Consider the following 24,965-nt stretch of genomic DNA (forward strand, 5'->3'; position numbering starts at 1 on the left):
TGATTCGTCGCCTTCTGGGGTCCCCAGATCAGCTGTGGAAGTAGCGGCTTTCTTGCTCGTCTAACCATGATGAGTGTCCTCATTTTATTTCTCTTTCTATTATCCTCCTTCCGCCTCTGTTGATCAACACCCTTCACGCCTGATGACGCCGTACTATCGACACATCTTAGAGGAGCATCAATTCAGGTCTCAGCTCAGGAAAAAGAAGGACTCGCATCACCTCTTGCCGCTCTTCGCGCAGTCGCCGGAAAATGCGAGCAAGCTCGTTCTTGCGTGTTTGCTGCCGCACCACGAAGACCACGTATGGGAAGTAGTCCTCTGTGCTGCCCTCGACCGCTCGCCAATGCCTGTCAACCTTCTCTCGGATACGGGCGGCCTGTTCCGTTCACATGTCGATTTCAAGGAAGTAGCTACTACTCCGTGGACGACTTGACGGCCGAGAAGATCGCGGCGATTCCGGTGCTGGCGCAGCGGAGAGCTGCGCACTAAGCACAGCCCTTCACCAGTTCAGGCGGTCTTCCCGATAGGACGATCGTCGTGCGCAGGTTCTGCCTGCTTCGGCAAGGTGGTCACCTTCTTCATACGGGGTTCCTTGCCGAAGAACTTGCGATACTCCTCGACCGTGCCGATCTCCTTGACGATCTTCGCTACCCAGGCATCGGTGTACAGGTAGGTGCTGACGGGCTCGTCGTAGATGCAGTAGCGCGCATCGGTGATGCATGGGTCAGCACTTCCCTTAGCTGGACGGACGCCCAGTCGTCGCCACATCTCGGTGTGCTCGCCGTGGACACTGAAGCAGAACGGCAGATTGGCCTCGACACGTTCGGCGACGACCGACGCTCGAAGCTTCGCCGGGTTCATGGTCTCGACGTGCTTCACCTTGGTGATGACCGTGCCGGTACGACCCGCCTTGGTCATGACCGCACGCTCGTCGTCGGTCAACGCGTTCAAGTTGACGAAGTTGACCGCCAGGTCAGCATCGGTCTTCTTACCGACGATGGGCACCAGTCGCACCCGGTAGTCGTACTTCAGGTCATCCAGTACGTCCGAGTCGATGGACGCCTCGAACCTTGCCACCAGGTCGCGGGTCTTCTTCGGTAGCTTCTTCGCTGCATCCTGGAGTTGCTCACGACCTTCAGCAGTGAGCGTCTGAAGGGCGATCGGGAAGCGGAGCCGGTCAGCGAGGCTAAAAGAGCGGCCGAAGTGGTCCACCATCTCCTGTTCGTAGTTCATGACGAGCGCCTGTGCCTTGCCGCCTGTCACGATCTTGAGATTGTGCTCGTAACGGTGCTCCACCTTGTTGCGAAGGGCGACGAAGAGCTCGGCGTTCAAGCGCACCGGGTCCGCGCTGTTGGTGTAGCGCTGTTTTAGGCACCACTCCAGATCCCACGCCTTCGGCTCGCCGTCGATCAGCTTGTACTGGCCGGTCTGCGCATCCTTGTAGTGGTAGTCGATCTTGGCCTTGTGGAACTCCGCATGAAGCAGGTAGTGCCACGCCTTGTGCATATGGGTGAGGAAGTCGCTGTAGTTGCCGCTTGAACAGTTCCACTCGTCGACTGCCTTCAGGGCGTGCCGCTGCGACTCGATGAGGATGTGCTTCCAACGGGCGTATGCCATGTCGTGCGCCCTTCGCGTTAATAAGAAGGATCACATCAACGGCCACCTCAGGACAAGCGAGATTCCCACGACTCATCAGGAAAGACGCGGGAATAATGCGTCACAAGATCATTTAGATGGATGTGTTGACCTTCACGCAGTTGTCCACGCCCCCGACTCGTGGGCGGCTCCTCCTCTTCTAGCCAGACCATGCACGGGCCACGAGGCGCGTTTTGCCTGGGGCGGGCACCACGGAAACGGCCGGAGGCATGCCACGGGCCCGTGGCCGGTCCGCCCCGCCGACGCGTACGTCGGTGGCACGGCCCTGCCACGGGCCCGTCGGGTACCGCTCGGGTCTGCCGGTCGGGTCAGAGAACGCCGGACTCGGCGATGGTGACCTTGGCGCTGGTACGGCCGCTGCCGGAGCCGAGCGCCTCGATCTTGCGGACGAGCTTCATGCTGTCCTCGTCGGCGACCTCGCCGAAGACCACGTGCTTGCCGTCCAGCCACGGGGTGAGCACCGTGGTGATGAAGAACTGCGAACCGTTGGTGTTCGGGCCGGCGTTGGCCATCGAGAGCAGGCCCACGCGGTCGTGCTTGAGCTTGAAGTTCTCGTCGGCGAACTTCTCGCCGTAGATGCTCTTGCCGCCGGTGCCGTCGCCGCGGGTGAAGTCACCGCCCTGGAGCATGAAGTCCGTGATGACGCGGTGGAAGGACGAGCCGGCGTAGCCGAAGCCCTTCTCGCCGGTGGCGAGCGCGCGGAAGTTCTCCGTCGTCTTGGGGACGACGTCGTCGAACAGGTTGAACGTGATCCGCCCCGCGGGGGCGTCGTCGATGGTGATGTCGAAGTAGACCTTGGTTGTCATGGTGACATCCTCACATTCCTGGCAACCGCAGGTGAAACCCGGGTTGGTTCGGCACGTCGGATGTCCGGATTCCCATCACCCTCCGGCGGCTCCCCGGTGGGCCGCGTAGACGGCGTTCACCAGGGCGGTCTTGCGCGGGTCGTCGGCGAGCCGGGAGCCCATCCGGTTCATGACGTAGCCGAGGGCGATGGAGGCATCCGGGTCGGCCAGGCCGCAGGAACCGCCCGCACCGTCGTGGCCCAGCGCCCGTGGGTCGGGGCCGTAGGAGCGGTTCTCGCCGCTCAGCCAGAAGCCGAGGGCGATCTCCGTCTCGTGCGGGAAGCCGTCGCCGAGGACGAGGTCGCGGCAGGCCCCCTGTCCTTCCCCGGCGCGGGCGGCCGCCTTCTCGGAGAGGATCCGGCGGCCGTCGAGGCTGCCGCGTCCGGCCAGGATCCCGTAGAGCGCGGCGACCGCCCGGGCGGTGCCGTGGCCGTTGGCGGCGGGGATCTCCGCCGCGCGCCAGGCGGGGGTGTTGGCGGCGGCCCGGCCGGTGGGCGGGTTGAGCAGGGAGGCGACGGCGACCGGTGTCATCCGGTCCAGGAGGGCCGCCTGGGCGGCCCGGTCGGGGCGTTCCTGGACGAGTTCGGCGAGGCGGTGGGTCTCGCTCTCCGGGAGGCCGAAGGTGAAGTCGATGCCCAGTGGTCCGGTGATCTCCTGCCGGAGGAACGCCCCGGGCCGCAGTCCGGTGATCCGGCGGACCACTTCGCCGACGAGGAATCCGTAACTGATCGCGTGGTAGCCGGAGCGGGTTCCGGGCTCCCACCAGGGGGCGGTGGCGGCGAGCCGGGCGCAGGCCGTCTCCCAGTCGTACAGCTCCTCCAGGGTGAGCGGGGTGTCGGGGCCGGCCACTCCGGAACGGTGCGAGAGGAGGTGGCGTACGAGGACGGATTCCTTGCCGTTCGCGGCGAATTCCGGCCAGTGGTCGGCGACCGGGGCGTCGAGGTCGAGCAGTCCCCGGTCGGCCAGGACATGGGCGCAGAGCGCGGTCGGGCCCTTGCCGGTGGACCAGACGTTGACCAGGGTGTCCCGTTCCCAGGGGCGGGTGCGGGCCGCGTCCGCCCAGCCGCCCCAGAGGTCCACCACCGTCGCGCCGTCGACCAGGACGGTCACCGCCGCGCCCAGTTCGCCGCGCTCGGTGAAGTTCTCCTCGAAGGCGTCCCGGACCCCGGCGAACCGGTCGTCGCAGTGGCCGTGGATCTGCGGCACGGAGCCTCCCTCGTCGCGGGCGCGCGTCCGGCGGCGGAACCGGCTGCCCCACGCAACGTACCGACTGGTCGGACCGGAGGAAAGGGCCGGTGCCCCGGAGCGGCGAAGGTCCCGGTTGCCGCCGCGCGGATCAGCGGATGCCCGACTCCAGACTCAGGCTCCAGCGGCCCGGCAGACCGGTCAGGGTGATCGTCGACAGGGGGCGGACGTCGACGTTCCAGTACGTGGCGGGCGGGGCGTTCAGGGCGTAGACGAGGGCCGCCCGGATCACGGCGGGTTCGGCGACCGCGACGACGAGGCCGTCGTCGGCGGGGCGGGTGTCCAGCCAGCCGCCCACGCGGCCGATGAAGCCGAGCATCGACTCGCCGCCGTGCGGGGCGCTGCGCGGGTCGGCGAGCCAGCGGTCCACGGCGGCCGGTTCCCGGACGGTGACCTCACCCAGGGTCATCCCCCGCCAGCGGCCCATCTCCCAGTCGCGCAGGGCCGGTTGGGCCATCGGCGCGAAGCCGAGGGCGTCCCCGGTGGCACGGCTGCGCGGGGTGGGCGAGCAGTAGCGCAGCTCGGCGGCGCCGAGCGGGACGAGCGTGTGGGCGACGAGCTGCACCTCGTGCCAGCCGGCCTGGTCGAGCGGCCGGTCGTCGTCGAAGCGTTCGGTGAGCCGGGAGGAGGTGCGCGCCGCTGCGACCAGGGTGACCCGAAGCGTCATGGCGGGATCGTGGTGCCGAACGCCTGTTTGGTCAAGAGGGCCTGTGCGCCGGGTACCGCCCTCACCTCTCCAGAAGACCGTCGAAAGCGGTACGGAGACGGCGGACGCCCTCCGCGATCTCGGCCGCTCCGGAGACCCCGGCGAAGCTCAGGCGGACGTGCCCGGCCGGGGGTTCGGCGCAGAAGTAGGGGCGGCCGGGGGCGACGGCGACCGAGGCGCGCAGCGCGGCCGAGACGACGGCCGGCTCGTCGGCGCCCGCTCCCGCGCCGCCGCCCGGGAGCCGGAGCCAGAGACTGCCGCCGCCCGCCGGGAGGTGCGGCAGCGTGAGTTCCGGCAGTTCGCTGCCGAGGGCGGCCGCCATGGTCGTACGGCGGCGCCCCAGCTCGGCGGAGACGGCGGCCAGGTGGCGGCCCCAGGACGGGGAGCCGACGAGTTCCAGGGCGGCTTCCTGGAGCGGCCGGGGTACGAAGAAGCTGTCGACGACCTGGATGGCCCGCAGGCGCTCCAGCACCGGGCCACGGGCGGCCAGCGCGCCGACCCGGAGGCTGGGCGAGGTGACCTTGGTCAGCGAGCAGACGTGGACGACGGTCCCGTCGGGGTCGTCGGCGGCCAGCGGTGCGGGGAGCGGTCCCGAGTCGTCGTGGACGAGCCGGCGGGCGAAGTCGTCCTCGACCACGAAGGCCCCGGCAGCCCGGGCGATGGCCAGGACCTCGGGACGGCGGGCGGGCGCGAGGGTGGCCCCGGTGGGGTTCTGGAAGAGCGGCTGGGTGACGAAGACCCGGGCGCCGGTGGCCCGGAACGCGTCGGCGAGCAGCTCGGGGCGGACCCCGTCGGCGTCCATCGGCACGGGGACGGGGCGCAGTCCGGTGGCGCGGGCGGCGGCGAGCATCCCGGGGTAGGTCGGCGACTCCACGAGGACGGGGGCGCCGGGCGGGGCGAGGGCGCGCAGGGCGGTGGCCAGGGCACCCTGGCCACCTGCGGTGATCAGGACGTCGGCGGCGCTGACGGCGGGGCCGATCTCGCGGGCGAACCAGGACCGCAGCTCGGGCAGCCCGTCCGTCGGGGGGCGGCTCCAGGCGCCCGGCCGGCGGCCCGCGCGGGCCAGGGCGGCGGAGAGCGCCCGTTCGGGCTGGAGCGAGGCGTGGAGGTAGCCGCCGTTGAACTCGATGACGCCGGGCGGCGGAGCGGCGAGGGTGACCAGCACCCCGGAGGCGTCGACCGTACGGGGCACCACCTCGGGCCCGCCGTCGCCGCTCAGCGACACCTCCTGCCAGGACGTGTCGCCCGGGGCGGGGAGTGCCGCGCGGGGCTCCGCCCGGAACGCGCCGGAGCCGGGGCGGGTGGTGACGAGCCCCTCGGCGGCGAGCTGGGCGATGGCGCGGGAGACGGTGACGGGGCTGACCCGGAACCGTTCGACGAGTGCGCGGCTGGACGGCAGCTTTCCACCGGGAGAGTAGCGGTTGAGCTCGGCCCGCAGGGATGTGACCAGTTCGGCGACGCTGCTACGCTCTTGCATGAGAGCACAGGATAGCGCTACCCCGTCTTCAGCGATAGCGGTCGCCGATCCGGCCACCCCGCACCCCCCTCCGGCGGCCACTTCTTCGGCCGTTCCTCCGGTCGGCACTCCGGCCACTTCTCCGGCCGGCCGGAGCGGCACCGTGCTCGCCGGGCTCGGCGTCGTGGCGTTCTCGCTCACCTTTCCGGCCACGGCCTGGGGCCTGGAGAGCTTCGGCCCCTGGTCCCTGGTGGCGCTGCGCAGCGTGCTCGCCGCCCTGGTCGCGGGCGGGGTGCTGCTGGCCGCCCGCGTCCCGCTGCCCGCGCGCCGCCACTGGGCCGGGCTCGCGGTGGTCGGGGGCGGAGTGGTGGTGGGCTTCCCGCTGCTGACGACGCTGGCCCTGCAGACCTCCACCACCTCGCACGCGGCCGTGGTCGTGGGTCTGCTGCCGCTGACCACGGCGGTGCTGGGGTCCCTGCGCACCGGTGAGCGGCCCTCGCGCGCGTTCTGGATCGCGGCTCTCGCCGGGGCGGCGGTGGTGATCGCCTTCACCGTTCAGCAGAGCGGCGGAGCCCTGACGACCGGCGATCTGTATCTGTTCGGCGCACTGCTGGTCTGTGCGGCCGGGTACACCGAGGGCGGCCGGCTGGCCCGGGTGATGCCGGGGTGGCAGGTGATCGGCTGGGCGCTGGTCCTGTGCCTGCCGCTCGCGGTGGCGGGCAGCCTGGTGGCTCTGCCGCTCGAACCCGTGCACCTGAACACCCACGGCGTCCTCGGCCTGGTCTGGGTCGCCGCCGGATCGACCTTCCTCGGGCTGTACGTCTGGTACCGGGGGATGGCGGCGATCGGGGTGGCCCGCGCCAGTCAGCTCCAGCTCGCCCAGCCGCTGCTGACGCTCGTATGGTCCTTCCTCCTGCTCGGCGAGGAGCTGTCGGCGGCGGCTCCGGTCGCGGCGGTGGCCGTACTCGTCTGCATCGCCGCCACCCAGCGGGCCGGCCGCCGCACGGGCCTGCGGTCCAGGACCGTACGGTCAGGACGGGAAGCCAGGACCGCACGGTCATAGACTTGTCGACACGGACACCGTCTTCCCCTGTGAGGAGGTCGCTCCCGATGGAGGCGCACACGGGCGACCGGCTGCTGATGCACGGCAGGACCGTGGGACAGCACGACCGGGTCGCCGAGATCATCGAGGTGCTCGGTGACGGGGGCGCTCCCCCGTACCGGCTCCGCTTCGACGACGGCCATGAACACCTGATGTCACCGGGTCCCGACAGCGTCGTCCAGCACATGGAGGCGCCCAAGGACGAGCAGGCGCGGTAGCAGCGCCGGGGGCCGGGACCGTACGGAAGGGTCCCGGTCCCCGGCGTAGGCGGCTCGGCCCGGAAGCCGTTCCCGGCGGCTCGGCCCGCGAACCGCCCTCGTGGGCTCAGCCCGGGAACCGGCCCCGGCGGTGGGAACGGGCGCGCCCCCGGTCCGGGTAGAGCCGGACCCGGTCCTGGTAGTGGTCGGCCACCACGCGTCGCATCGCGCCGATCCGGTCCGCCATCACGCTCTTCCCGGAGAAGAAGACATGACCGCCCGCCTCCTCGTGGTCCCGGGCGAGGGTGAGGTGGCGGGAGAGTTCCGCCGGGTCCTGCCAGGCGTCCGCCTGAGCCGGGTCACCGGCCTTGTACAGCGCCTCGCCGACGTACAGCTCGACGCCCGTGCCCCGGACGGTCGCGCTCCACCAGGCGAGGACCTTGGCGTAGTCGGCGGCGGTCTGGCCGATGTGCCAGTAGATCTGCGGGCAGATGTAGTCGATCCACCCCTCCTTGACCCACTTGCGGGTGTCGGCATGCAGGTCGTCGTACGTCTGCACGCCCGCCCGGGTGTCCGACCCCAGCGGATCGGTCTCCTTGTTGCGCCAGACCGCGAAGGGGCTGATGCCGAAGCGGACGTGTGGCTTGATCGCCCGGATCCGCTCCCCCGTCTCGCGTACGAGCCGGTCGATGTTGTCGCGCCGCCAGGCCGCCCGGTCGGCGAAGCCGCCGCCGTACCGCTCGAACTCCGCGTCGTCGTCGAAGGTCTGCCCGGCCACCGGATACGGGTAGAAGTAGTCGTCCCAGTGCACCGCGTCGATGTCGTAGCGGCGTACGGCGTCGAGCATCGCGTCCTGGACGAAGCGGCGGACCTCCGGCAGCCCCGGGTTGTAGTAGAGCTTCCCGCCGTACGGCACGACCCAGTCCGGGTGCTTACGGGCCGGGTGGGAGGCGGTCAGGCGGGACGGGTCCGTGTGATTCGCCACCCGGTACGGGTTGAACCAGGCGTGCAGCTCCAGGCTCCGGTCGTGCGCCGCGCGCACCGCCGTGCCGAGCGGGTCCCAGCCCGGGTCCTTGCCCTGGGTGCCGGTGAGACAGTCGGCCCACGGCTCGTACGGCGAGGGCCACAGGGCGTCGGCGGTCGGCCGGACCTGGAACACCGCCGTGTTGAGCCGCAGCTCCACCGCCCGGTCCAGATAGGCGAACAGCTCCGCCTCCTGTTTCGCCGCGGTGAGGCCCGGCTTCGAGGGCCAGTCGATGTTGGCGACGGTGGCGATCCACATGCCGCGCACCTCCCCCGCCGCCTCGGGAAGCCCGCCGCCCTTCCGCCTCCCCGACGGGGAGGCGACCGCGTCACCGGCGGTCGTCATCGCCGCCAGCAGTCCGGCCGCGCTCAGCACGAACGCCCTTCTCGCCACACCTGTACGCCGCATCGCGGCCCACCTCTCTCCGCCGTGTCCCGCACCCGACTCCGATGGCTCTACGTAACCGCATCATGCCCATCCGTAGCCGCTGTGACCCGCGGGACGTTCGCGTCGGCATTCGGAGTAACGTCGTGGGGTCGAGGCGGGCACCGGAATCACACGGGACCCTGCGATACGGAGAACAGCGAAAGGCACGAGGTGACGGACCTTATGGCCGACATTGCACGCGTCGGAGTGGTGGGCTGTGGCCAGATGGGCGCAGGTATCGCGGAGGTGTGCGCGCGCAGCGGCCTCGAAGTGAAGGTCGCCGAGACCACCGGCGAAGCGCTGGAGATCGGCCGCACCCGTCTGCACAACTCCCTCTCGAAGGCCGCCGAACGCGGCAAGATCACGGCGGAGGAGCGGGACGAGACCCTCGGCCGGCTGAGCTTCACGACCGACCTCGGGGAGTTCGCCGACCGCGATCTCGTGATCGAGGCCGTCGTGGAGAACGAGCAGGTCAAGACGGAGATCTTCCAGGTGCTCGACCAGGTGGTGACCCGGCAGGACGCGATCCTGGCCTCCAACACCTCCTCGATCCCGCTGGTGAAGCTGGCCGTCGCCACCTCGCGCCCGGACCGGGTCATCGGCATCCACTTCTTCAACCCGGCACCGGTGCAGAAGCTCGTCGAGCTGATCCCGGCGCTGACCACGTCGGACGAGACGATCCAGCGCGCCGAGGCCGTCGTGCAGGACGTGCTCGACAAGCACCCGATCCGCGCCCAGGACCGCTCCGGGTTCGTCGTGAACGCGCTGCTGATCCCGTACCTGCTCTCCGCGATCCGGATGTTCGAGTCGGGCATCGCCAGCCGCGAGGACATCGACAACGGCATGGAGATGGGCTGCGCCCACCCGATGGGCCCGCTCAAGCTGGCCGACCTGATCGGCCTGGACACCGTGGCCTCGGTCGCGGACTCGATGTACGCCGAGTACAAGGAGCCGCTGTACGCCGCTCCCCCGCTGCTCCAGCGCATGGTCGACGCGGGGCGCCTCGGGCGCAAGACGGGGTCGGGGTTCTACCCGTACACCTGACGCACCCGGCATGTACGCCTGACGCACGCGGCACGTCGAGGAGCCGGTCCCGGTCGTCCGGGGCCGGCTTCTCGCGCGTACGGGGAGTGCGGCTGCGGGGCCCGGGTCAGCCCAGTCTCAGGTGGTGCAGCATCAGCAGGGCGGCCGCCATGTTCGCGGCGGGCACCTCGCCCCGGGCGATCATGTCCGGGACCACCTTGAGGGGTATCCACTCGCGGCGCGACGACTCGAAGGCGTCCTGCGGGTGGCCGGTCCAGTGTGCCTCGTCGGACCAGTAGAGGTGGTGGCGGGCGTCGGTGAGGCCGTTCGACGGTTCGACGGTGAGCAGGGGGCGCAGCTCGCCGGGGCGCCAGCCGGTCTCCTCCTCCATCTCGCGGGCCGCCGCCGCCGCGATGTCCTCGCCGTCCTCGACGACGCCGGCGGCCAGCTCCCATCCCCAGCTGTCGGTGATGAACCGGTGCCGCCAGAGCAGCAGCACCTCGTTGGCCTCGTTGACGACGGTGGCGGCCGCGACGGGGCGCAGCCGGATGACGAAGTGGTCGAGGTGGCTGCCGTCGGGGAGTTCGACATCCGCCAGATTCACCCGGAACCAAGGGTTCTGATACACATTCTGTTCGCTTAAGTTCGTCCACTGCACGTTTTTGCCGCCTTTCGACATGTTGGGGTCAACATGCCAGCAGGCTCGGCTGTCAGGGGGAACGAACGGCGGGGCGTCGGTGGAGCTCACAGAGGCACGCGGAGCGCCTCGTCGATGAGGTCGGTGGTTTCGACGGCGTCGGCGCAGCCGCTCGCGGCCAGCTCGCCGCGGACCTGCCGCAGCCGGTCGCGCAGCCGCTGGGACTCCATTCCCCGGGCCCGTACGGCCATTTCGGCAGCTGTGGTGGCCGCGCGGTCGGCCTCGCCCTGGAGCAGCTCGATATGACTGAGCATCGCGAGCCGGTGCACGCGCCCCCGGTCGTGCGCCGGGGCGCGCACCGCGGAGGCCGCGTGCTCCCGGGCGGCGGGCAGATCGCCGAGCCCGATCAGCGCCTCGGCCACCTGGACGTCGACCAGGCCCGGCTGGACGTACCCGGTCTCGTCCGGCTCCCGGCCGGTGTGGATCCGGCCCGCCTGGGCCTCGGCCCGTCCGATGCAGGCGCGGGCGCTCGCCGCGTCGCCGAGCTGGGCGTACGCCTTGGCCTGCATGGCGTGCAGATCGGCGGCGAGGGCCGGGGTGATGTGGCCGCCGGCGGCCCGCAGCGCGGCCTCCGCGAAGGCGATGGAGCGGCGGTGGTCGCCGAGGAACAGCGACTGGGTGACCAGCAGGGCGATCACATAGCCGCCGAGCCCCCGGTCCCCGCTGGACTTGGCGAGCCGCAGCGCCTGGTGGAAGTAGCGCTGGGCGAGGCCGTGGGCGTCGGAGTCGTAGGCGCAGATGCCCGCCACCGCGACCAGGCCCGCCGTCGCCCGGTGCAGGCTCCGGCCGAGCGCGTCGCTGTGGCCGCCGCGCAGCAGCGGGGCTGCCTCGGCGTTGAGGAAGCGGACGATCCGGGACCTGGTCGCGATGCCGCCCGTCTTGCGGTACATCTGCTCGTAGTGGTCGCGGGCCGCCTTGAGCATCGCTATGTCGGAGGCGCTCACCCGCCCGGGACCGGGACGGGAGACGTCGGTGTCCTCCGGGGGGTTCTCCCACTCCCAGACCGGCATCACCGCCGAGGTCCCCGTGACGGCGGGGACGGTGGCCAGATGCGGGCGCTGCTGTTCGTCGGAGCGCCACAGCGCGGTGGCCCGCTCGACGAAGCCGGAGAGGGAGGCGCTCCCGGATCCGGTGTCCGTCCCGCCCGATGCCGCCGAGGCGCCCATCCCGATGTCGTCGAGCCCGACGGGCCGGCCGAGCCGTCCGCCCAGTACCTCGCAGATGAGGTCGGGCACCTGGCCGCGCGGGCGCTGGCCCTTGAGCCAGCGGGAGACGGCGGTGTGTTCGTACCGCAGGCTCAGCCCGCGGGACCGGCCCGCCCGGTTGACGTGACCGGCGAGGCCCGCCCGGGAGACACCGGACTCCTCGATCAACGATTCGAGCAGGACATTGGGCTCCATCGTCCCCCCAGGTGCGTGTCGCAATGAGCCTAGTGGAGCACGATTCACACGGGGTGTGAACGGAATGCCCGAACCCTCCTGCTGTGCGCTCTGCCGCGCGGGTCCGGGGCTCGGTTGAATGAACTCCCTCGCAAGAGGCGGCCGGGTCGTCGGCTCCCCCTCGTAACGGCCTACGACCCGCACCCGCGCCGTCCGCACTGCTACCTGCCCGACACTCCGAGGCAGTGCGGACGGCGCCCGGACCGCACGGCCCACTGACCGACGACGAAGGAGGGTGGCTGCGGAACGGCGGCCGGAACCGCGTTTCCTCCCGGTTCCCGCTCCGGATCCGGCGTGTGGTCCCTCCGCAGATCGGCGGGACGGAGAAGGGGCGTATCCGGTGGCCGGATACGCCCCTTCTCAACGCCCAGGGGGTGTTACGCCCCGCGCAGCACCGCGCCCGTACGCTCGGCGGCCAGGGCCACCGCGCTGTCGCGGGCGGCCGAGGCCTCCTCGACGGTCAGCGTGCGGTCGGCGGCGCGGAAGCGCAGCGCGTACGCCAGGGACTTGTTGCCCCCGCCGATCTGCTCGCCGGTGAAGACGTCGAACAGCCGCAGCGATTCGAGGAGTTCACCCGCGCCCTCGCGCAGCGCCCGCTCCACGTCGGCGGCCGGGACGTCCCCGGCGACGACGAGCGCGACGTCCTGGGTCGCCACCGGGAAGGTGGAGATCCGGGGCGCCTGGAGCGCTCCGTCGACGGCCTGTTCCAGGACGTCCAGCTCGACCTCGGCGGCGCAGGTCCGCTCGGGCAGGTGGAGCGCCTTGATCACGCGCGGGTGCAGTTCGCCCGCGTGTCCGAAGAGGGTCTCCTCACCGTTCACGTTGACGTACAGCGCGGCGCAGCGGCCCGGGTGCCACGGGGCGTGCTGGTCGGCGCGGACGATGACCTCGACGCCCGCCTCGGCCGCGATGGACCGGGCGGCCTCGATCGCGTCCGCCCAGGTCGCCGGGGTGCCCTTGCCCCACCAGCCGGCCTGCTCGCGGGCGCCCGCGAGGACGACGGCGGCGCGGCGCGGCTGACGCGGCAGGGCCGCGTCGAGACCGGCGATCTCCTCGTCGGTGGGACGGCGGTCGACGGGCAGCCGGACGGCCGCTGTCTCCTCACCCGTGGGCCGGAAGACGAGACCGGTCTCGAAGAGCGCCAGGTCATGGCTGCCGCGGCCGTCATTGCGCCGCAGTGCGCCGAGGAGGCCCGGCAGCAGCGTGGTGCGCAGCGCCGGCTCCTCGTCGGAGAGCGGGTTGACCAGCTTGACCGTGCGGCGGCGGGCGTCGTCCGCCTCCAGGCCGAGCTGGTCGAGGACCGCGTCACCGATGAACGGGTAGCTCAGCGCCTCGACGTAACCGGCTCCGGCCAGCACCCGGCCGATGCGGCGGTGCAGCCGCTGCCGGTCGGTGAGACCGCGCCCGGAGGGGGGCGTGGGCAGCGTGGAGGGCAGGTTCTCGTAGCCCTCCAGGCGGATGACCTCTTCGGCCAGGTCGTTCGGCTCGTTCAGGTCGGGCCGCCAGGACGGGACGGTGACGATCAGCTCGTCCTGCCCGTAGACGTCGCAGCCGACCTCCTGGAGGCGGCGGACGACGGTCTCGCGGCCGTACTCCACACCGGCCACCTTGTCCGGGTGGTTCGCCGGCATCGCGATGGTGCGCGGTGCGTGCGGCGAGGTGATCTCGGTGACCCCTGCCTCGGCGGTGCCGCCCGCGAGGAGGACCAGCAGGTCCACCGTGCGCTGCGCCGCCGCTGCGGCGGCCTGCGGGTCGACGCCGCGCTCGAAGCGCTTGGACGCCTCGGAGGACAGCTTGTGGCGGCGCGCGGTGCGGGCGATCGAGATCGCGTCGAAGTGCGCGGCCTCGATGACGACCTCGGTGGTGAGGGCGTGCTCGCCGTCCGCGTCGGCGATCTCGGTGTTGGCGCCGCCCATGACGCCCGCGAGGCCGATGGGGCCGCGGTTGTCGGTGATGACCAGGTCCTCGGCGTCCAGCACGCGCACGGTGCCGTCCAGGGTGGTGAGCTTCTCGCCCTGGGTGGCGCGGCGCACGCCGATCGGCCCGTCGACCCGGTTGCGGTCGTAGGCGTGCAGCGGCTGGCCGAGCTCCAGCATCACGTAGTTGGTGATGTCGACGGCCAGCGAGATCGACCGCATCCCGGCCTTCTGGAGGCGGCGCTGCATCCAGATCGGGGAGCGGGCCTCGGGCTGGAGACCGGTGACGGTGCGGGCGGTGAAGCGGTCGCAGCCGATCGGGTCGGAGATCTGGACCGGGTAGCCGTACGCGTTCGGCGCGGGCACGTCCAGCAGCGCCGGGTCGCGCAGCGGCAGCCCGTAGGCGGTCGCGGTCTCGCGGGCGACCCCGCGCATCGAGAGGCAGTAGCCCCGGTCCGGGGTGACGGCGATGTCAAGGACCTCGTCGACGAGCTGGAGCAGCTCGATGGCGTCGGTGCCGACCTCGTGCTCCGGCGGCAGCACGATGATGCCGTGCGTGCCGTCGTCGCCCATGCCGAGCTCGTCGGTGGAGCAGATCATGCCGTGCGAGGTCTTGCCGTACGTCTTGCGCGCGGCGATCGCGAAGTCGCCGGGCAGGACGGCGCCCGGGAGGACCACGACGACCTTGTCGCCGACGGAGAAGTTACGGGCGCCGCAGACGATCTCCTGCGGTTCGCCGGTGCCGTTGGCGGTGCCGACGTCGACGGTGCAGAAGCGGATGGGCTTCTTGAAGCCCTCCAGCTCCTCGATGGTCAGGACCTGTCCGACGACCAGGGGGCCCTTGAGGCCCGCGCCGATCTGCTCGACGGTCTCGACCTCCAGACCGACGGAGACGAGCTTGGCCTGGACGTCACGGCCGGTCTCCGTCTCCGGCAGGTCGACGTACTCCCGCAGCCAGGAAAGCGGGACGCGCATCAGATCTCCATCCCGAACGGCCGGGTGAACCGGACGTCACCCTCGACCATGTCTCGCATGTCTTCGACGTTGTGGCGGAACATCAGCATCCGTTCGATGCCGAACCCGAAGGCGAATCCGCTGTACTTCTGGGGGTCGACGCCGCAGGCGGTGAGCACCTTGGGGTTGACCATGCCGCAGCCGCCCAGCTCGATCCAGCCCTCGCTGCCGCAGGTGCGGCAGGGGCGGTCGGGGTTGCCGACGGACTCGCCGCGGCAGACGTAGCAGACCATGTCCATCTCGGCGGACGGCTCGGTGAACGGGAAGAAGTTCGGCCGCAGCCGGGTCTTCATGTCCGGCCCGAAGAGCGCCTGGACCATGTGGTCGAGGGTGCCCTTGAGGTCGGCCATGGTGAGGCCCTCGTCGACGGCGAGCAGCTCGATCTGGTGGAAGACCGGGGTGTGCGTGGCGTCCAGCTCGTCGGTGCGGTAGACCCGGCCGGGGCAGACCACGTAGACGGGGGGCTTGCGCTCCAGGAGCGAGCGCGCCTGGACCGGGGAGGTGTGCGTACGCAGCACGACGCCGGACTCGTCGCCCTCGGTGGCCTTGCCGTCGGGCGTGGTGCCCTGGACGAAGAAGGTGTCCTGCATCTGCCGGGCCGGGTGGTCGGGCACGAAGTTCAGGGCGTCGAAGTTGAACCACTCCGCCTCGACCTCGGGGCCCTCGGCGATCTCGTAGCCCATGGCCACGAAGACGTCCGCGACGCGCTCCATGATCGTCGTCAGCGGGTGGCGGGCGCCGGCCGGGGTGCGGTCGTAGGGCAGCGTGACGTCCACGGCCTCCTCGACGAGCACCCGGGCGTCGCGCTCGGCCTCCAGCTCGGCCTGGCGGGCGGCCAGCGCCTTGGAGACGGCGCCGCGGGCCTGGCCCACGCGCTTGCCCGCCTCGGCCTTGGCCTGCGGGGGCAGGGCGCCGATCTCGCGGTTGGCGAGGGACAGCGGCGAGGTACCACCGGTGTGCGCGGTCTTCGCCTGGGCGAGCGCGTCGAGGTCACCGGCGGCGGCGAAGGCGGCGAACGCCTCGTCCCGCAGGCGCTCGATCTCTTCCGGTTTCAGTGCCTCGACCTCGACTGGGTCGTACGACTTGTTCGGTGCCGACATCTCTTCCCGTGCTTCCGATTGGCTGATGGCGCGACCCGGCCGGAGACCGCTGGACGCAAAGGTGCCAAAGGTCGAGTCTACGGGCCGCAGGACGGTCGGGGCGCCCGTGGGCCGCTCACACCAGGTAGGCGGGCATGCTCACGGGCAGAATAAATCGGAACTCGGCTCCGCCGCCGGGTCCCCGGTCGACGGTGATGGTGCCGCCGTGGGCTTCGACGATGCCCTTGACGATGTAGAGGCCCAGGCCCGTGCCGCCGCGCTTGCTGCCCCGCCAGAAGCGGGTGAAGACGCGGCTCATCGACTCCTCGGGGATGCCGGGCCCTTCGTCGCTCACGGTGACAGCCGTTCCCATCTCGTCGTCGGCGCCCGGCGCGGGTGCCGGGGCGATCTCAATGGTGACGGTTCCCTCGCCGTGGCGCACCGCGTTTTCCAGGAGGTTGCCGAGGACCTGGTCGACCTTGTCCGGGTCGGCCCACAGGTCGGGGAGCGGTCCTCGGGTGCGGACGAGGAAGCGTTCGGCGGCCTGGCCGCCGGTGATGAGCGCCTGGATGTGCCGGGCCACGGCGGCGGAGATGTCGACGGGTTGGCGGCGCAGCTCCAGGCGCCCGGAGTCGATGCGGGAGATGTCGAGCAGTTCGGCGATGAGCCGGGTGACCCGGCCGGCGTCGGCGTCGACGGTCTCCAGCATCAGCCGCTTCTGGTCGTCGGTGAACCTCTCCCACTTGGCGAGCAGCGTGGCGGTGAACCCTTTGACGGAGGTCAGCGGGGAGCGCAGCTCATGGGCGACGGTCGCGATCAGTTCGGCGTGGCTGCGTTCGGTACGCCGACGGGCCTCGGTCCCCCGCAGGCAGACCACGACCCGGCGCACCGGCCCGGTCGGGTGCTCGCGTACGTAACGGGCGGAGACCAGCACCTCGCGGCCGCCGGGCAGCAGCAGATTGCGCTCGGGCTGGCCGTTGCGGGTGGCGAGACCGCCGTACGGGTCGGTCAGCGGCCACCAGCGCTTGCCCTTGATGTCCTCCAGCGGAAGGACGGCGTCCAGCGGCCGGCCGATCGCGTCGGCGCGGGGGGTGGCGGTGATCCGGGCGGCGGCGGTGTTGAAGCAGATGACGTGTCCGCGCTCGTCGGCGACGACGAGACCGTCGGGAAGGTCGTCCGGGTCGAGGCCCGCTCCGATGGAGTCCGGACCGGCCGCAGGACCGGCCGGCTCCTCGGCCGCGGCGCGCACGGCGGTGGTGCGCGCCGGTCGCGGCGAGCTCATGCCGACAGCCATCTTCCCGTACCCCACCTCTCGAACCGGTGCAGTGGGCCCCCGAGTTCGTCACCCTACTAGCCGTCGGTGAACCGGCGACACCCTGTGGGGGCGCGGAGGGGAGTGCGCCGGTGGGAGGGGGCGCGGGAATGGCCGGGATCGGGTGGTGGGACCGTGAGGACGGCGCTGGGTTACGCGTCGGGGGCGCGCCGCGGACGCTGCGCGCGGGCGGAGGCGTAGAGGCAGACGGCGGCGGCGGTGGCGAGGTTCAGGCTCTCCGCCTTGCCATGGATGGGGACGCGGACGACGGCGTCGGCGAGCGCGCGGGTCTCCTCGGGGAGCCCCCAGGCCTCGTTGCCGAAGACCCAGGCGGTGGGACCGCCCATGGTGCCCGCGTCCAGCTCGTCGTCCAGGTCGTCGGCCCCCGCCCCGTCGGCGGCGAGGATCCGCACCCCGGCGTCGCGCAGGCCCTGGACGGCCTGGTCGACGGGGACGCCGACGGCGACGGGGAGGTGGAAGAGCGAACCGACCGAGGCGCGTACGGACTTGGGGTTGTAGAGGTCGACGGAGGCGTCTGTCAGGATCACCGCGTCGGCGCCCGCGGCGTCCGCGCAGCGCAGTACCGTACCGGCGTTCCCGGGGTCGCGGACGTTGGCCAGAACGGCCACCAGGGTGGGCCGGGCGTCCAGGATCTCCTGGAACGGGGAGTCCAGGAAGCGGCAGACGCCGATGAGGCCCTGCGGGGTGACGGTCTGGGAGACGTCGGCGAGGACGTCGGTGTCGGCCAGGTGGACCCGGGCGCCCGCCGTGTGGGCGGCCTCGACGATGTCGGCGTACCGGTCGGCGGCCTCGGGGGTGGCGAACAGCTCGATGAGGGTCGGCTCACCGTCCCCGCCGCGGTGGGCGGCGGCCTCGCGTACGGCCTGGGGCCCCTCGGCGATGAACCTGCGCTCCTTGCCCCGGAAGTTGCGGCGGGCCAGCCGGCGGGCGGCGGCGACGCGCGGGGAGCGCGGGGAGATCAGTTCGGGGGTGCCCATGGTCGGCGGCGAGCCTCTCTGCGTACGGCGGTGGGGGTCAGCGGCAACGCACCGGACCCGCAGGCGGCGTGCGCCTGCGGGTCCGGTTCACGTACCTGGAAGGTGGGGCCTGGATCAGGCGGCCTTCGGGGCGTTGACGTCGCTCGGGAGGGCCTTCTGGGCGACCTCGACGAGGGCGGCGAACGCGTTGGCGTCGTTGACCGCGAGCTCGGCCAGGATCTTGCGGTCCACCTCGATGTTGGCGGCCTTCAGACCCTGGATGAGGCGGTTGTAGGTCATGCCGTTCTGGCGGGCAGCGGCGTTGATGCGCTGGATCCACAGCTGACGGAAGTCGCCCTTGCGCTTCTTGCGGTCGTTGTAGTTGTAGACCAGGGAGTGGGTGACCTGCTCCTTGGCCTTGCGGTACAGACGCGAGCGCTGACCGCGGTAGCCGCTGGCGGCTTCGAGGATTGCCCGGCGCTTCTTGTGGGCGTTGACTGCCCGCTTGACGCGTGCCACTTGTTAACTCCTTGTAGCGGGGCCGCGGGTGTCTTCACACGGCCCGGAAACGAATTGGTCCCGGTGTGATCGAGGTCGTGCCTCCGGGGCGAGCCGGAGGCCGGGCCTCACTTGCCGAGAAGCTTCTTGATCTTCTTGGCGTCGGCCGGAGCCACGACGACCGTGCCGGTCAGCGAGCGGGTCTTCTTGGACGACTTGTGCTCGAGCAGGTGGCGCTTGCCGGCCCTCTCGCGGAGCACCTTGCCGGAGCCGGTGATCTTGAAGCGCTTGCTGGCACCGCTGTGCGTCTTGTTCTTCGGCATCGCGCCGTTCTCTCCTCGTCAGTGGCGCCCCTCACGGTGCGGAGCACCGGACTGCAGGGGCGTCAGATCTCTATGGGATTCCGGGATGACCCGGGGGCGCCTGGGTGGCGGCCCCCGAAGGTCACGCCTCGGAAGGTGTCTCGGCCGGAGCCTCGGCCGCGTCGGCCGGAGCCTCGGCGGTCTCGCCCTCGGACGGTGCGTCGGTCGTGCCCTGACGCTCCGCCTTGCGGGCGGCCTGGGCCTCACGGGCTTCGGCCATGGCTTCGGTCTTCTTCTTGTGCGGGCCCAGAACCATGATCATGTTCCGGCCGTCCTGCTTCGGGTTGGACTCGATGAAGCCCAGGTCCTCGACGTCCGAAGCGAGACGCTGGAGCAGTCGGAAGCCCAGCTCGGGACGGGACTGCTCACGACCACGGAACATGATCGTGATCTTGACCTTGTCGCCCTGCTTGAGGAACCGGACGACGTGACCCTTCTTGGTGTCATAGTCGTGCGGGTCGATCTTCGGCCGGAGCTTCATCTCCTTGATGACCGTGTGCGCCTGGTTCTTGCGCGCCTCACGGGCCTTCATGGCCGACTCGTACTTGAACTTCCCGTAGTCCATGAGCTTGCACACGGGCGGACGGGCTGTCGCCGCCACCTCGACCAGGTCGAGGTCGTACTCCTGTGCGAGTTCCAGGGCCTTGGCAAGCGGAACAATCCCGACCTGCTCGCCGCTGGGACCGACAAGTCGGACCTCGGGAACGCGAATCCGGTCGTTGATGCGGGGCTCGGCGCTGATGGATCCTCCTCGGTAGCACCACGCGACCGCCTGGCGGACAGCCGCGTAACGTCTTATAACGTCAAGACCAACCGCGCCGGAACCGCAAAAATGCCCCGGACGGGACACAAGGCGAGGCTCCAGGAACTACCGGAACACCGCCGCGGTGAACCGCGGGGCTATCGGGCGGGCCCATCGTCCGTACGGAACGATGGTCGCCGCCTGACCGGTGACCCGCCGTCCTGAACGGACAGCCAGGTGGGAGATCGGAGCCTCCACTTGTGGGCCGGGCACATAGGTGTCCGGCCGGTCGTTCCTCCAGACTACCGCACGATCCCCGGGGCCCGCACCACGGAGGCCGGAGGGACGCCCGCGGACGGGAGGGCGGTGGCCTGGCCTTATCGTGTGGGCATGAGCGACGCGACCCCCAGCAGTGAGAACCCCGGCTTCGACGACATGGCCCGCGACATCGCGGAGGTCCCCGCGGTCGAGGTGATCGTGACGGTCGCCGTCAACCTGATGAGCGCGGCCGCCGTGAAGCTCGGCCTCACCGAGGAGGGCGAGCAGCACAAGGACCTGGACGAGGCCCGCAAGCTGGTCCAGGCGCTGGCCGGACTGCTGGACGCGAGCGCCACGGAGATCAGCACCTTCCACGCCTCGCCGCTGCGCGACGGCCTGAAGTCGCTCCAGCTCGCCTTCCGTGAGGCCTCGCTGGTGCCGGACGAGCCCGGCCACGGCCCCGGGGAGAAGTACACCGGTCCCGTCTACGGCTAGTCGCACCTCTCCCCCGTACGCCAGGGAGCCCGCCGTCCCCCCGTGGGGCGGCGGGCTCCCGCGCGCGTGCGCCGGGACCGTTCGCAAGCCTCAGATGGCGTCCTCGGTCTCCTCGGGCAGGACGTTCGGGAAGGGGTGGGTGAGCCGGTGGACGTAGGCCGCGATCGCTCCGCCGACCAGCGGCGCGACGATGAACAGCCAGAGCTGGGAGAGGGCCGCGCCGCCCGCGAAGAGCGCCGGGCCGAAGCTGCGCGCCGGGTTGACCGAGGTGCCGGTCAGCGGGATGCCCACCAGGTGGATCGCCGCGAGCGCCAGGCCGATGGGCAGCCCGTCGAAGCCGGTGACCGCGACCTTGTGGGTCACCGCCAGGACCACGTAGACGAGCAGGAACGTCAGCACGACCTCGGCGAGGAACGCACCGCCGATGTTGATGCCGACGGCCGACCGGTCGTCGTAGCCGTTCGTGCCGAACTCTCCGCTGGTCTCCAGACCGGGGATCTGCTTCGCCAGCAGGAACAGCAGGGCGGCTCCGACGATCGCGCCGAGGAACTGGGCCACCCAGCGCTCGACGGCCGTACGGAGGTCGATGCGGCCGGCCATGAGCATGCCCAGCGTCACCGCCGGGTTGACGTGGCAGCCGGAGATCGGGCCGAGCGCGTAGGCCAGCGCGAGGAGGGTGAAGCCGAAGGTGAGGGCGATGCCCACCGTACCGAGGTATTCGACGGCGACCACCGCGGACCCCACGGCGAAGAACACCAGCAGCAAAGTGCCGAGAAACTCTGACGCCACGATCCGCTTCTGCATGGAACCACCTCGCGATGTCGTCCGGTAGGTCGGATTCCTCCGATTTTCCCGACAATTCTCACGGCGGCGGGCGGTTCGCGCTCGTCGGGCCGGTGCAGGCCCGACGAGCAGGGGGCGATCAGCGGGCGAAGAGCGGCTCCCCCGGCATGGCCGTCCCGGCGGGGAGGAGGGCGAGGTCCAGGCCGCTGACCAGCCGGGCCCGCAGCACCTCACTGGCGGAGAGGGCCTGCGCGATGCGGCGGGCCGCTTCGGCGGGCACCGCGTCCGGCGCGAGGACGAGCGCGAGGGTGCCGTCCGCGGTGCCGGGGCCGAGATGGGCGCGTACGACGGCGGGGTCGGCGGCCACGGTCTCCCGGACGGCCTCGATGACGGCGGGGTCCTGGAGCGGGTCGGTGGTGGTGCGGTTCTCGGCCAGGGCCAGGAGTGCCTGCCCGCTCAGCTCGAAGGCGACGGGCCCGGCGAGGTCCAGCACGACGGTGTCGGCCTTCTCGTGGGCGGCGGCCTGGAGGGCCTGGTGCAGCGGTACGGCGACGGGGCGCGCCTCGGGGTCCCAGAGCGCCAGCGAGGCGGTGGAGGTGAAGGCGGGGAGCGCGCGCCGGTCGCCCGCCTTGAGGGTGGGGACGGCCATGTCGCTGGTCTTCTCGCGCCGCAGACCGTTCTCGTCCTCCTCGACCTCGCCGAGGACGGCGACGACGGGCACGAGGAGCCGGGCGTCCCGCAGGGCCGTGAGGACCGGGCCGACGGCGCTGCGGTCCCGGGACCAGGCGTCGAGCGCGCTGGTCAGGGCCGGGGACGCCGAGCCGTCGTCGTCGGAGAAACCGGGGTCCGGAATGTTCTTGAGCTCCACGGGACGAGGGTAGTGCCTGGCGTCCGGGGGCCTGCTCGCAGGTGTCGCGGCGTCGGTGTTCAGCGGCTGCCGGGGCCGGCGTACGCCGAAGGGGTGAGTGTGCTCAGCGGCGGGCGGGGGCGTTCCGGCCGCGCCACAGGACGACGGCGGCCGCCAGCAGCGCCGCGCCGAGGCCGCCGGCGAGCGGGGCGGCCCAGTTGGCCGTCCCGTCGGCGGTACGGGGCGGGGTCGGGCCCGCGCCGAAGTACCGGTCCCGGTGCCCGGCCGGTGCGGCCTTGGCGTCCAGGTCCGCGGGGCGCAGCCGGGCGCCCGCCTCGATGGCCTCCGCAGGGTCGACGATGCCGTAGCCGCGGGCGTCGTCGCGGCCCTGGGCGGGGGCGTCGCGGGCGGTGTCGGCGAGGAGCTTCTTGATCTGGGCCGGGGAGAGGCCGGGGTGGGCGGCCCGGACGAGGGCGACCGTGCCGGAGACGAACGCGGCGGCGGCGGAGGTGCCCCACTCGATGTAGTAGTGCCCGTCGGGGTTGGCGACCACGATGTCGACGCCGGGGGCGCTGACGGTGGCGTACCAGCGGCGGGTGGAGAAGGAGGCGTGGGTGCCGTACTCGTCGACGGCGGCGACCGCGATCACGCCCGGGTAGGCGGCGGGGTAGGAGATCCGGTCTCCCTTCTCGCCGCCGTTGCCCGCCGACGCGACCACGGGGACGCCCTTGGACAGGGCGTACTGGATGGCCGCGTCCTCGCCGGGGTCGGGGTGGGCGGACTTGCTGTCGTCGCCCAGGGAGAGGTTGATGACGTCGGCGCCGTTGTCGGCGGCCCAGCGGATGCCGTCGGCGAGGGCGGCGCCCCGGGACTTGCGGGCCTTGGCGCGGGCCGGGTCCTTGGATTCGAGGATGACCCGGACCGGCAGGATCCGGGCTTCGGGGGCGATGCCGAGGATGCCGTCGGTGGAGCCGGGGCCGTTGCCGCGTCCGGCGATGATGCCGGCCATGGCGGTGCCGTGCAGGGCCCAGGAGGAGTCGCCGCGGGCGGCGCCGAAGCCGACGAGGTCCTTGCCGGGGAGGACCTGGCCGGTGAGGTCGGGGTGGGCGTCGTCGACCCCGGTGTCCAGGACGGCGACGGTGACGCCGCCGCCCCGGGTGGTCTGCCAGGCCCGGTCCGTGTGCAGGGCGTCCAGGGCCCACTGCTGGTCACGGATGGCGTCGGCGTGGGCGGGCGCGGCGGCGGTGAGGGCGAGGACGGCGGCGGCGCAGACCGCGGCGAGTGCGCGGCGGGGTCGTCGGGTCATCCGGGCTGCTCCGTGAGTTCGGCGACGGCTGTGCGCAGTCCGCGCTCCACGCGGTCCGCGACGCCCTTCGCCTCGTGGCCGAGCCCGGCCTGGGCGATGTCCGTCCCGGCGCCGGAGGCCATGGCGTCGGCGGCGGGCTGCGGTTCGGCGACGGCGCGGCCGTCCGCGAAGCCGGAGACGGAGAGGACGACGACCGGGATCTCGGTGAGCGGGTTGACCGTCCAGCTCGCGCGCTGCCCGTTGCCGAAGGAGGCCGCGGGGGTGCCCTCGGGGGCGTACGTGCGGGGCATGAGGTCCTTGCGCGCGCCGAGCTTCTGCTCGGTGAACCGGGTGCGCAGGGCCTGCATGCCGGAGGCGTCGGCCTCGGTGAAGACGAGGCCGACGGTGGTGACGGCGGAGCGGGTGGCGTCGGTGTAGGTGGCGCGCACCATCCGCTCGCAGCCGACGGACCGGAGCGTGGTCAGGAGCAGCGGGTCGAGCCCGTCCTTGCAGGTGCTGTCGGCGGCGACGGCGACCCGGTTCCAGGTGCGGTGGGTGCCGCCGGGGCCCGCGCCCCGGCCCTTCAGGGTGCGCGGGAACAGCGTGTCGACGGGGACGCTGTGCCAGGCGGCACGGGCTGCGGTGTACGGGCTCTTGGCGGTCCCGGCCGAGGAGTCACCGGTCAGCCAGGCACCGGTGGCGGCCCCACCGATGAGCCCGAGCCCGAGCACGACGCAGGCAGCGGCCGCTGCCGTACGCCACCGCTGCCGGGGCCGGACGGGGCGCAGCCGGGTGGTGGTCTCGACGGGCGTCTCCGGAAAGCCGTAGCGAACGGGCGTCCGGTAGCCACCGGGGGGCGGCGGAACGGCCCCCGGCGCGGGCGTCAGATCGACGGCCCCGACGGGCCTGCGGCGGGTGACGGGGGGCGGGGTGGGGGTGCCCGGGTTGGGGCCGGTGGCGGGCGGGGCGGGGTGCGCGGGGGGCGGGGCCGGGCTCGCGGCGGGAGCCGGGCGTGCGGCGGGCGGGCCGGGGTGCGGCGCGGGTGCCGGGTTCGCGGTACGCGCGGAGGAGGCGGGGCTCGCGGCGGGCGCCGGGCTCTGCGCGGCGGGCGGGGCGGGCGTGGGAGCCGTCTGTCGGCGCGATGCGCCTTGCTGGGTGAAGGCCGCCGGTGGGCCGGAGCGGTCCGATGCGGCCGACGGGGCGGTGGGAGCCGCCTGGGCGGAGGCCGACGGGCGGGACTGCCCTGCCGGGGTCGTCGGGCCGGGGGGCGAGGGCCGCCGGGCCGGGGCCGCCGGCGCGGACGTTCCCTGCGGGACCGAACCGGCAGGGGGCGCGGAAGCGGGAGCCGACGGGGCCGAGGTCGCGGAAACGGGAGGGGCCGACGAGGCGGGGGCCGGGGGCACCGGGGCCGAAGCCGCCGGAGGCGTGACGGGCCGGGGTGGTGTCGGGGGCTTCGCGGGCGGGGTGGTCGGGCGGGGCGGGACGGAGGCGCGCTGCGCTTCGGTACTCATCCGGCCCCCTGCTGACACATCCTCGTACCGACCACGGATCACCGCCGCTGACAGGCCCGTTGGTGCTCGC

At 72.0% G+C, this 24,965-nt stretch carries 23 protein-coding genes; 4 read left to right on the top strand and 19 right to left on the bottom strand.

All coding sequences use genetic code 11. The features are described 5' to 3' along the window. Positions 1-507: 507 nt before the first annotated feature. The 5 genes from IE134_RS18350 to IE134_RS18370 form a co-directional block, all read right to left on the bottom strand. Positions 508-1,617, bottom strand: coding sequence for a DUF3644 domain-containing protein (locus IE134_RS18350; RefSeq protein ID WP_189431095.1), 1,110 nt, complete (start codon positions 1,615-1,617; stop codon positions 508-510). A 347-nt stretch (positions 1,618-1,964) separates the two neighbouring features. Then, positions 1,965-2,462, bottom strand: coding sequence for a peptidylprolyl isomerase (locus tag IE134_RS18355; protein WP_030712369.1), 498 nt, complete (start codon positions 2,460-2,462; stop codon positions 1,965-1,967). Positions 2,463-2,537: 75 nt separating this feature from the next. Next, positions 2,538-3,707: an EstA family serine hydrolase gene (locus IE134_RS18360; RefSeq protein WP_030712367.1), complete on the bottom strand. Its 1,170-nt coding sequence runs from the start codon at positions 3,705-3,707 to the stop codon at positions 2,538-2,540. A gap of 130 nt (positions 3,708-3,837) precedes the next feature. Then, a complete protein-coding gene (locus tag IE134_RS18365) occupies positions 3,838-4,413 on the bottom strand; it encodes a histidine phosphatase family protein (RefSeq protein WP_030712365.1) in 576 nt (191 codons plus the stop codon). 61 nt (positions 4,414-4,474) lie between these two features. Then, positions 4,475-5,929, bottom strand: coding sequence for an aminotransferase-like domain-containing protein (locus tag IE134_RS18370; protein WP_030712364.1), 1,455 nt, complete (start codon positions 5,927-5,929; stop codon positions 4,475-4,477). A gap of 142 nt (positions 5,930-6,071) precedes the next feature. On the opposite strand from IE134_RS18370, the gene IE134_RS18375 reads away from it, so the two are divergent. Both IE134_RS18375 and IE134_RS18380 read left to right on the top strand, forming a co-directional pair. After that, on the top strand, positions 6,072-6,971 hold the full coding sequence (locus IE134_RS18375) for a DMT family transporter (RefSeq protein WP_373296807.1): 900 nt from the start codon (positions 6,072-6,074) through the stop codon (positions 6,969-6,971). A gap of 47 nt (positions 6,972-7,018) precedes the next feature. Next, complete coding sequence (locus tag IE134_RS18380; protein WP_030712361.1) at positions 7,019-7,228, top strand: DUF1918 domain-containing protein; 210 nt, start codon at positions 7,019-7,021, stop codon at positions 7,226-7,228. Positions 7,229-7,334: 106 nt separating this feature from the next. Here the strand turns inward: IE134_RS18380 and IE134_RS18385 are convergent, their stop codons facing one another. Continuing rightward, complete coding sequence (locus IE134_RS18385) at positions 7,335-8,639, bottom strand: glycoside hydrolase family 10-like protein (RefSeq protein ID WP_229823645.1); 1,305 nt, start codon at positions 8,637-8,639, stop codon at positions 7,335-7,337. 201 nt (positions 8,640-8,840) lie between these two features. Between IE134_RS18385 and IE134_RS18390 the strand changes: the two genes are divergently transcribed. Further along, positions 8,841-9,701 (top strand): 3-hydroxybutyryl-CoA dehydrogenase, encoded by an 861-nt coding sequence (locus tag IE134_RS18390; protein ID WP_189431101.1) that lies wholly within the window; start codon positions 8,841-8,843, stop codon positions 9,699-9,701. Between the two features lie 106 nt (positions 9,702-9,807). Here the strand turns inward: IE134_RS18390 and IE134_RS18395 are convergent, their stop codons facing one another. From IE134_RS18395 to infC, 9 genes are all read right to left on the bottom strand, one after another. Continuing rightward, positions 9,808-10,338 (bottom strand): NUDIX domain-containing protein, encoded by a 531-nt coding sequence (locus IE134_RS18395; RefSeq protein ID WP_030712352.1) that lies wholly within the window; start codon positions 10,336-10,338, stop codon positions 9,808-9,810. 86 nt (positions 10,339-10,424) lie between these two features. After that, a complete protein-coding gene (locus IE134_RS18400) occupies positions 10,425-11,777 on the bottom strand; it encodes an NsdA family TPR-like regulatory protein (RefSeq protein WP_030712349.1) in 1,353 nt (450 codons plus the stop codon). A 416-nt stretch (positions 11,778-12,193) separates the two neighbouring features. Further along, a complete protein-coding gene (gene pheT, locus IE134_RS18405; protein WP_030712345.1) occupies positions 12,194-14,707 on the bottom strand; it encodes a phenylalanine--tRNA ligase subunit beta in 2,514 nt (837 codons plus the stop codon). Continuing rightward, on the bottom strand, positions 14,707-15,846 hold the full coding sequence (gene pheS, locus IE134_RS18410) for a phenylalanine--tRNA ligase subunit alpha (protein ID WP_030632315.1): 1,140 nt from the start codon (positions 15,844-15,846) through the stop codon (positions 14,707-14,709). The genes pheT and pheS overlap by 1 nt, the downstream gene beginning before the upstream one ends. A 115-nt stretch (positions 15,847-15,961) precedes the next feature. Continuing rightward, on the bottom strand, positions 15,962-17,119 hold the full coding sequence (locus tag IE134_RS18415; RefSeq protein WP_030712340.1) for a sensor histidine kinase: 1,158 nt from the start codon (positions 17,117-17,119) through the stop codon (positions 15,962-15,964). A 170-nt stretch (positions 17,120-17,289) separates the two neighbouring features. Beyond that, the gene (locus IE134_RS18420; RefSeq protein WP_010057188.1) at positions 17,290-18,135 is read right to left on the bottom strand and encodes a TrmH family RNA methyltransferase; all 846 of its coding nucleotides are present in this window, start codon (positions 18,133-18,135) and stop codon (positions 17,290-17,292) included. Between the two features lie 114 nt (positions 18,136-18,249). After that, positions 18,250-18,633 carry a 50S ribosomal protein L20 gene (gene rplT, locus IE134_RS18425; RefSeq protein WP_003970214.1) on the bottom strand — a complete coding sequence of 128 codons (384 nt, stop codon included), beginning with the start codon at positions 18,631-18,633 and terminating at the stop codon, positions 18,250-18,252. A 107-nt stretch (positions 18,634-18,740) separates the two neighbouring features. Further along, positions 18,741-18,935, bottom strand: a complete 195-nt coding sequence (gene rpmI / locus IE134_RS18430) for a 50S ribosomal protein L35 (protein WP_003970213.1) — start codon at positions 18,933-18,935, stop codon at positions 18,741-18,743. A gap of 121 nt (positions 18,936-19,056) precedes the next feature. Beyond that, on the bottom strand, positions 19,057-19,773 hold the full coding sequence (infC, locus tag IE134_RS18435; RefSeq protein ID WP_073779549.1) for a translation initiation factor IF-3: 717 nt from the start codon (positions 19,771-19,773) through the stop codon (positions 19,057-19,059). Positions 19,774-20,106: 333 nt separating this feature from the next. On the opposite strand from infC, the gene IE134_RS18440 reads away from it, so the two are divergent. Beyond that, a complete protein-coding gene (locus IE134_RS18440; protein ID WP_010057174.1) occupies positions 20,107-20,469 on the top strand; it encodes a DUF1844 domain-containing protein in 363 nt (120 codons plus the stop codon). 90 nt (positions 20,470-20,559) lie between these two features. Here the strand turns inward: IE134_RS18440 and IE134_RS18445 are convergent, their stop codons facing one another. From IE134_RS18445 to IE134_RS18460, 4 genes are all read right to left on the bottom strand, one after another. Further along, positions 20,560-21,273 carry an MIP family channel protein gene (locus tag IE134_RS18445; protein ID WP_030712335.1) on the bottom strand — a complete coding sequence of 238 codons (714 nt, stop codon included), beginning with the start codon at positions 21,271-21,273 and terminating at the stop codon, positions 20,560-20,562. A 118-nt stretch (positions 21,274-21,391) separates the two neighbouring features. Then, positions 21,392-22,120 carry an SseB family protein gene (locus tag IE134_RS18450; protein ID WP_030712332.1) on the bottom strand — a complete coding sequence of 243 codons (729 nt, stop codon included), beginning with the start codon at positions 22,118-22,120 and terminating at the stop codon, positions 21,392-21,394. Positions 22,121-22,223: 103 nt separating this feature from the next. Then, complete coding sequence (gene mycP, locus IE134_RS18455) at positions 22,224-23,405, bottom strand: type VII secretion-associated serine protease mycosin (RefSeq protein WP_189431104.1); 1,182 nt, start codon at positions 23,403-23,405, stop codon at positions 22,224-22,226. Then, the gene (locus tag IE134_RS18460; protein WP_097887777.1) at positions 23,402-24,271 is read right to left on the bottom strand and encodes a hypothetical protein; all 870 of its coding nucleotides are present in this window, start codon (positions 24,269-24,271) and stop codon (positions 23,402-23,404) included. Before IE134_RS18460 ends, mycP begins: the two co-directional genes overlap by 4 nt. Between the last annotated feature and the right edge of the window lie 694 nt (positions 24,272-24,965).

Source organism: Streptomyces rubiginosohelvolus, assembly GCF_014649875.1.
Taxonomy (GTDB): domain Bacteria; phylum Actinomycetota; class Actinomycetes; order Streptomycetales; family Streptomycetaceae; genus Streptomyces; species Streptomyces rubiginosohelvolus.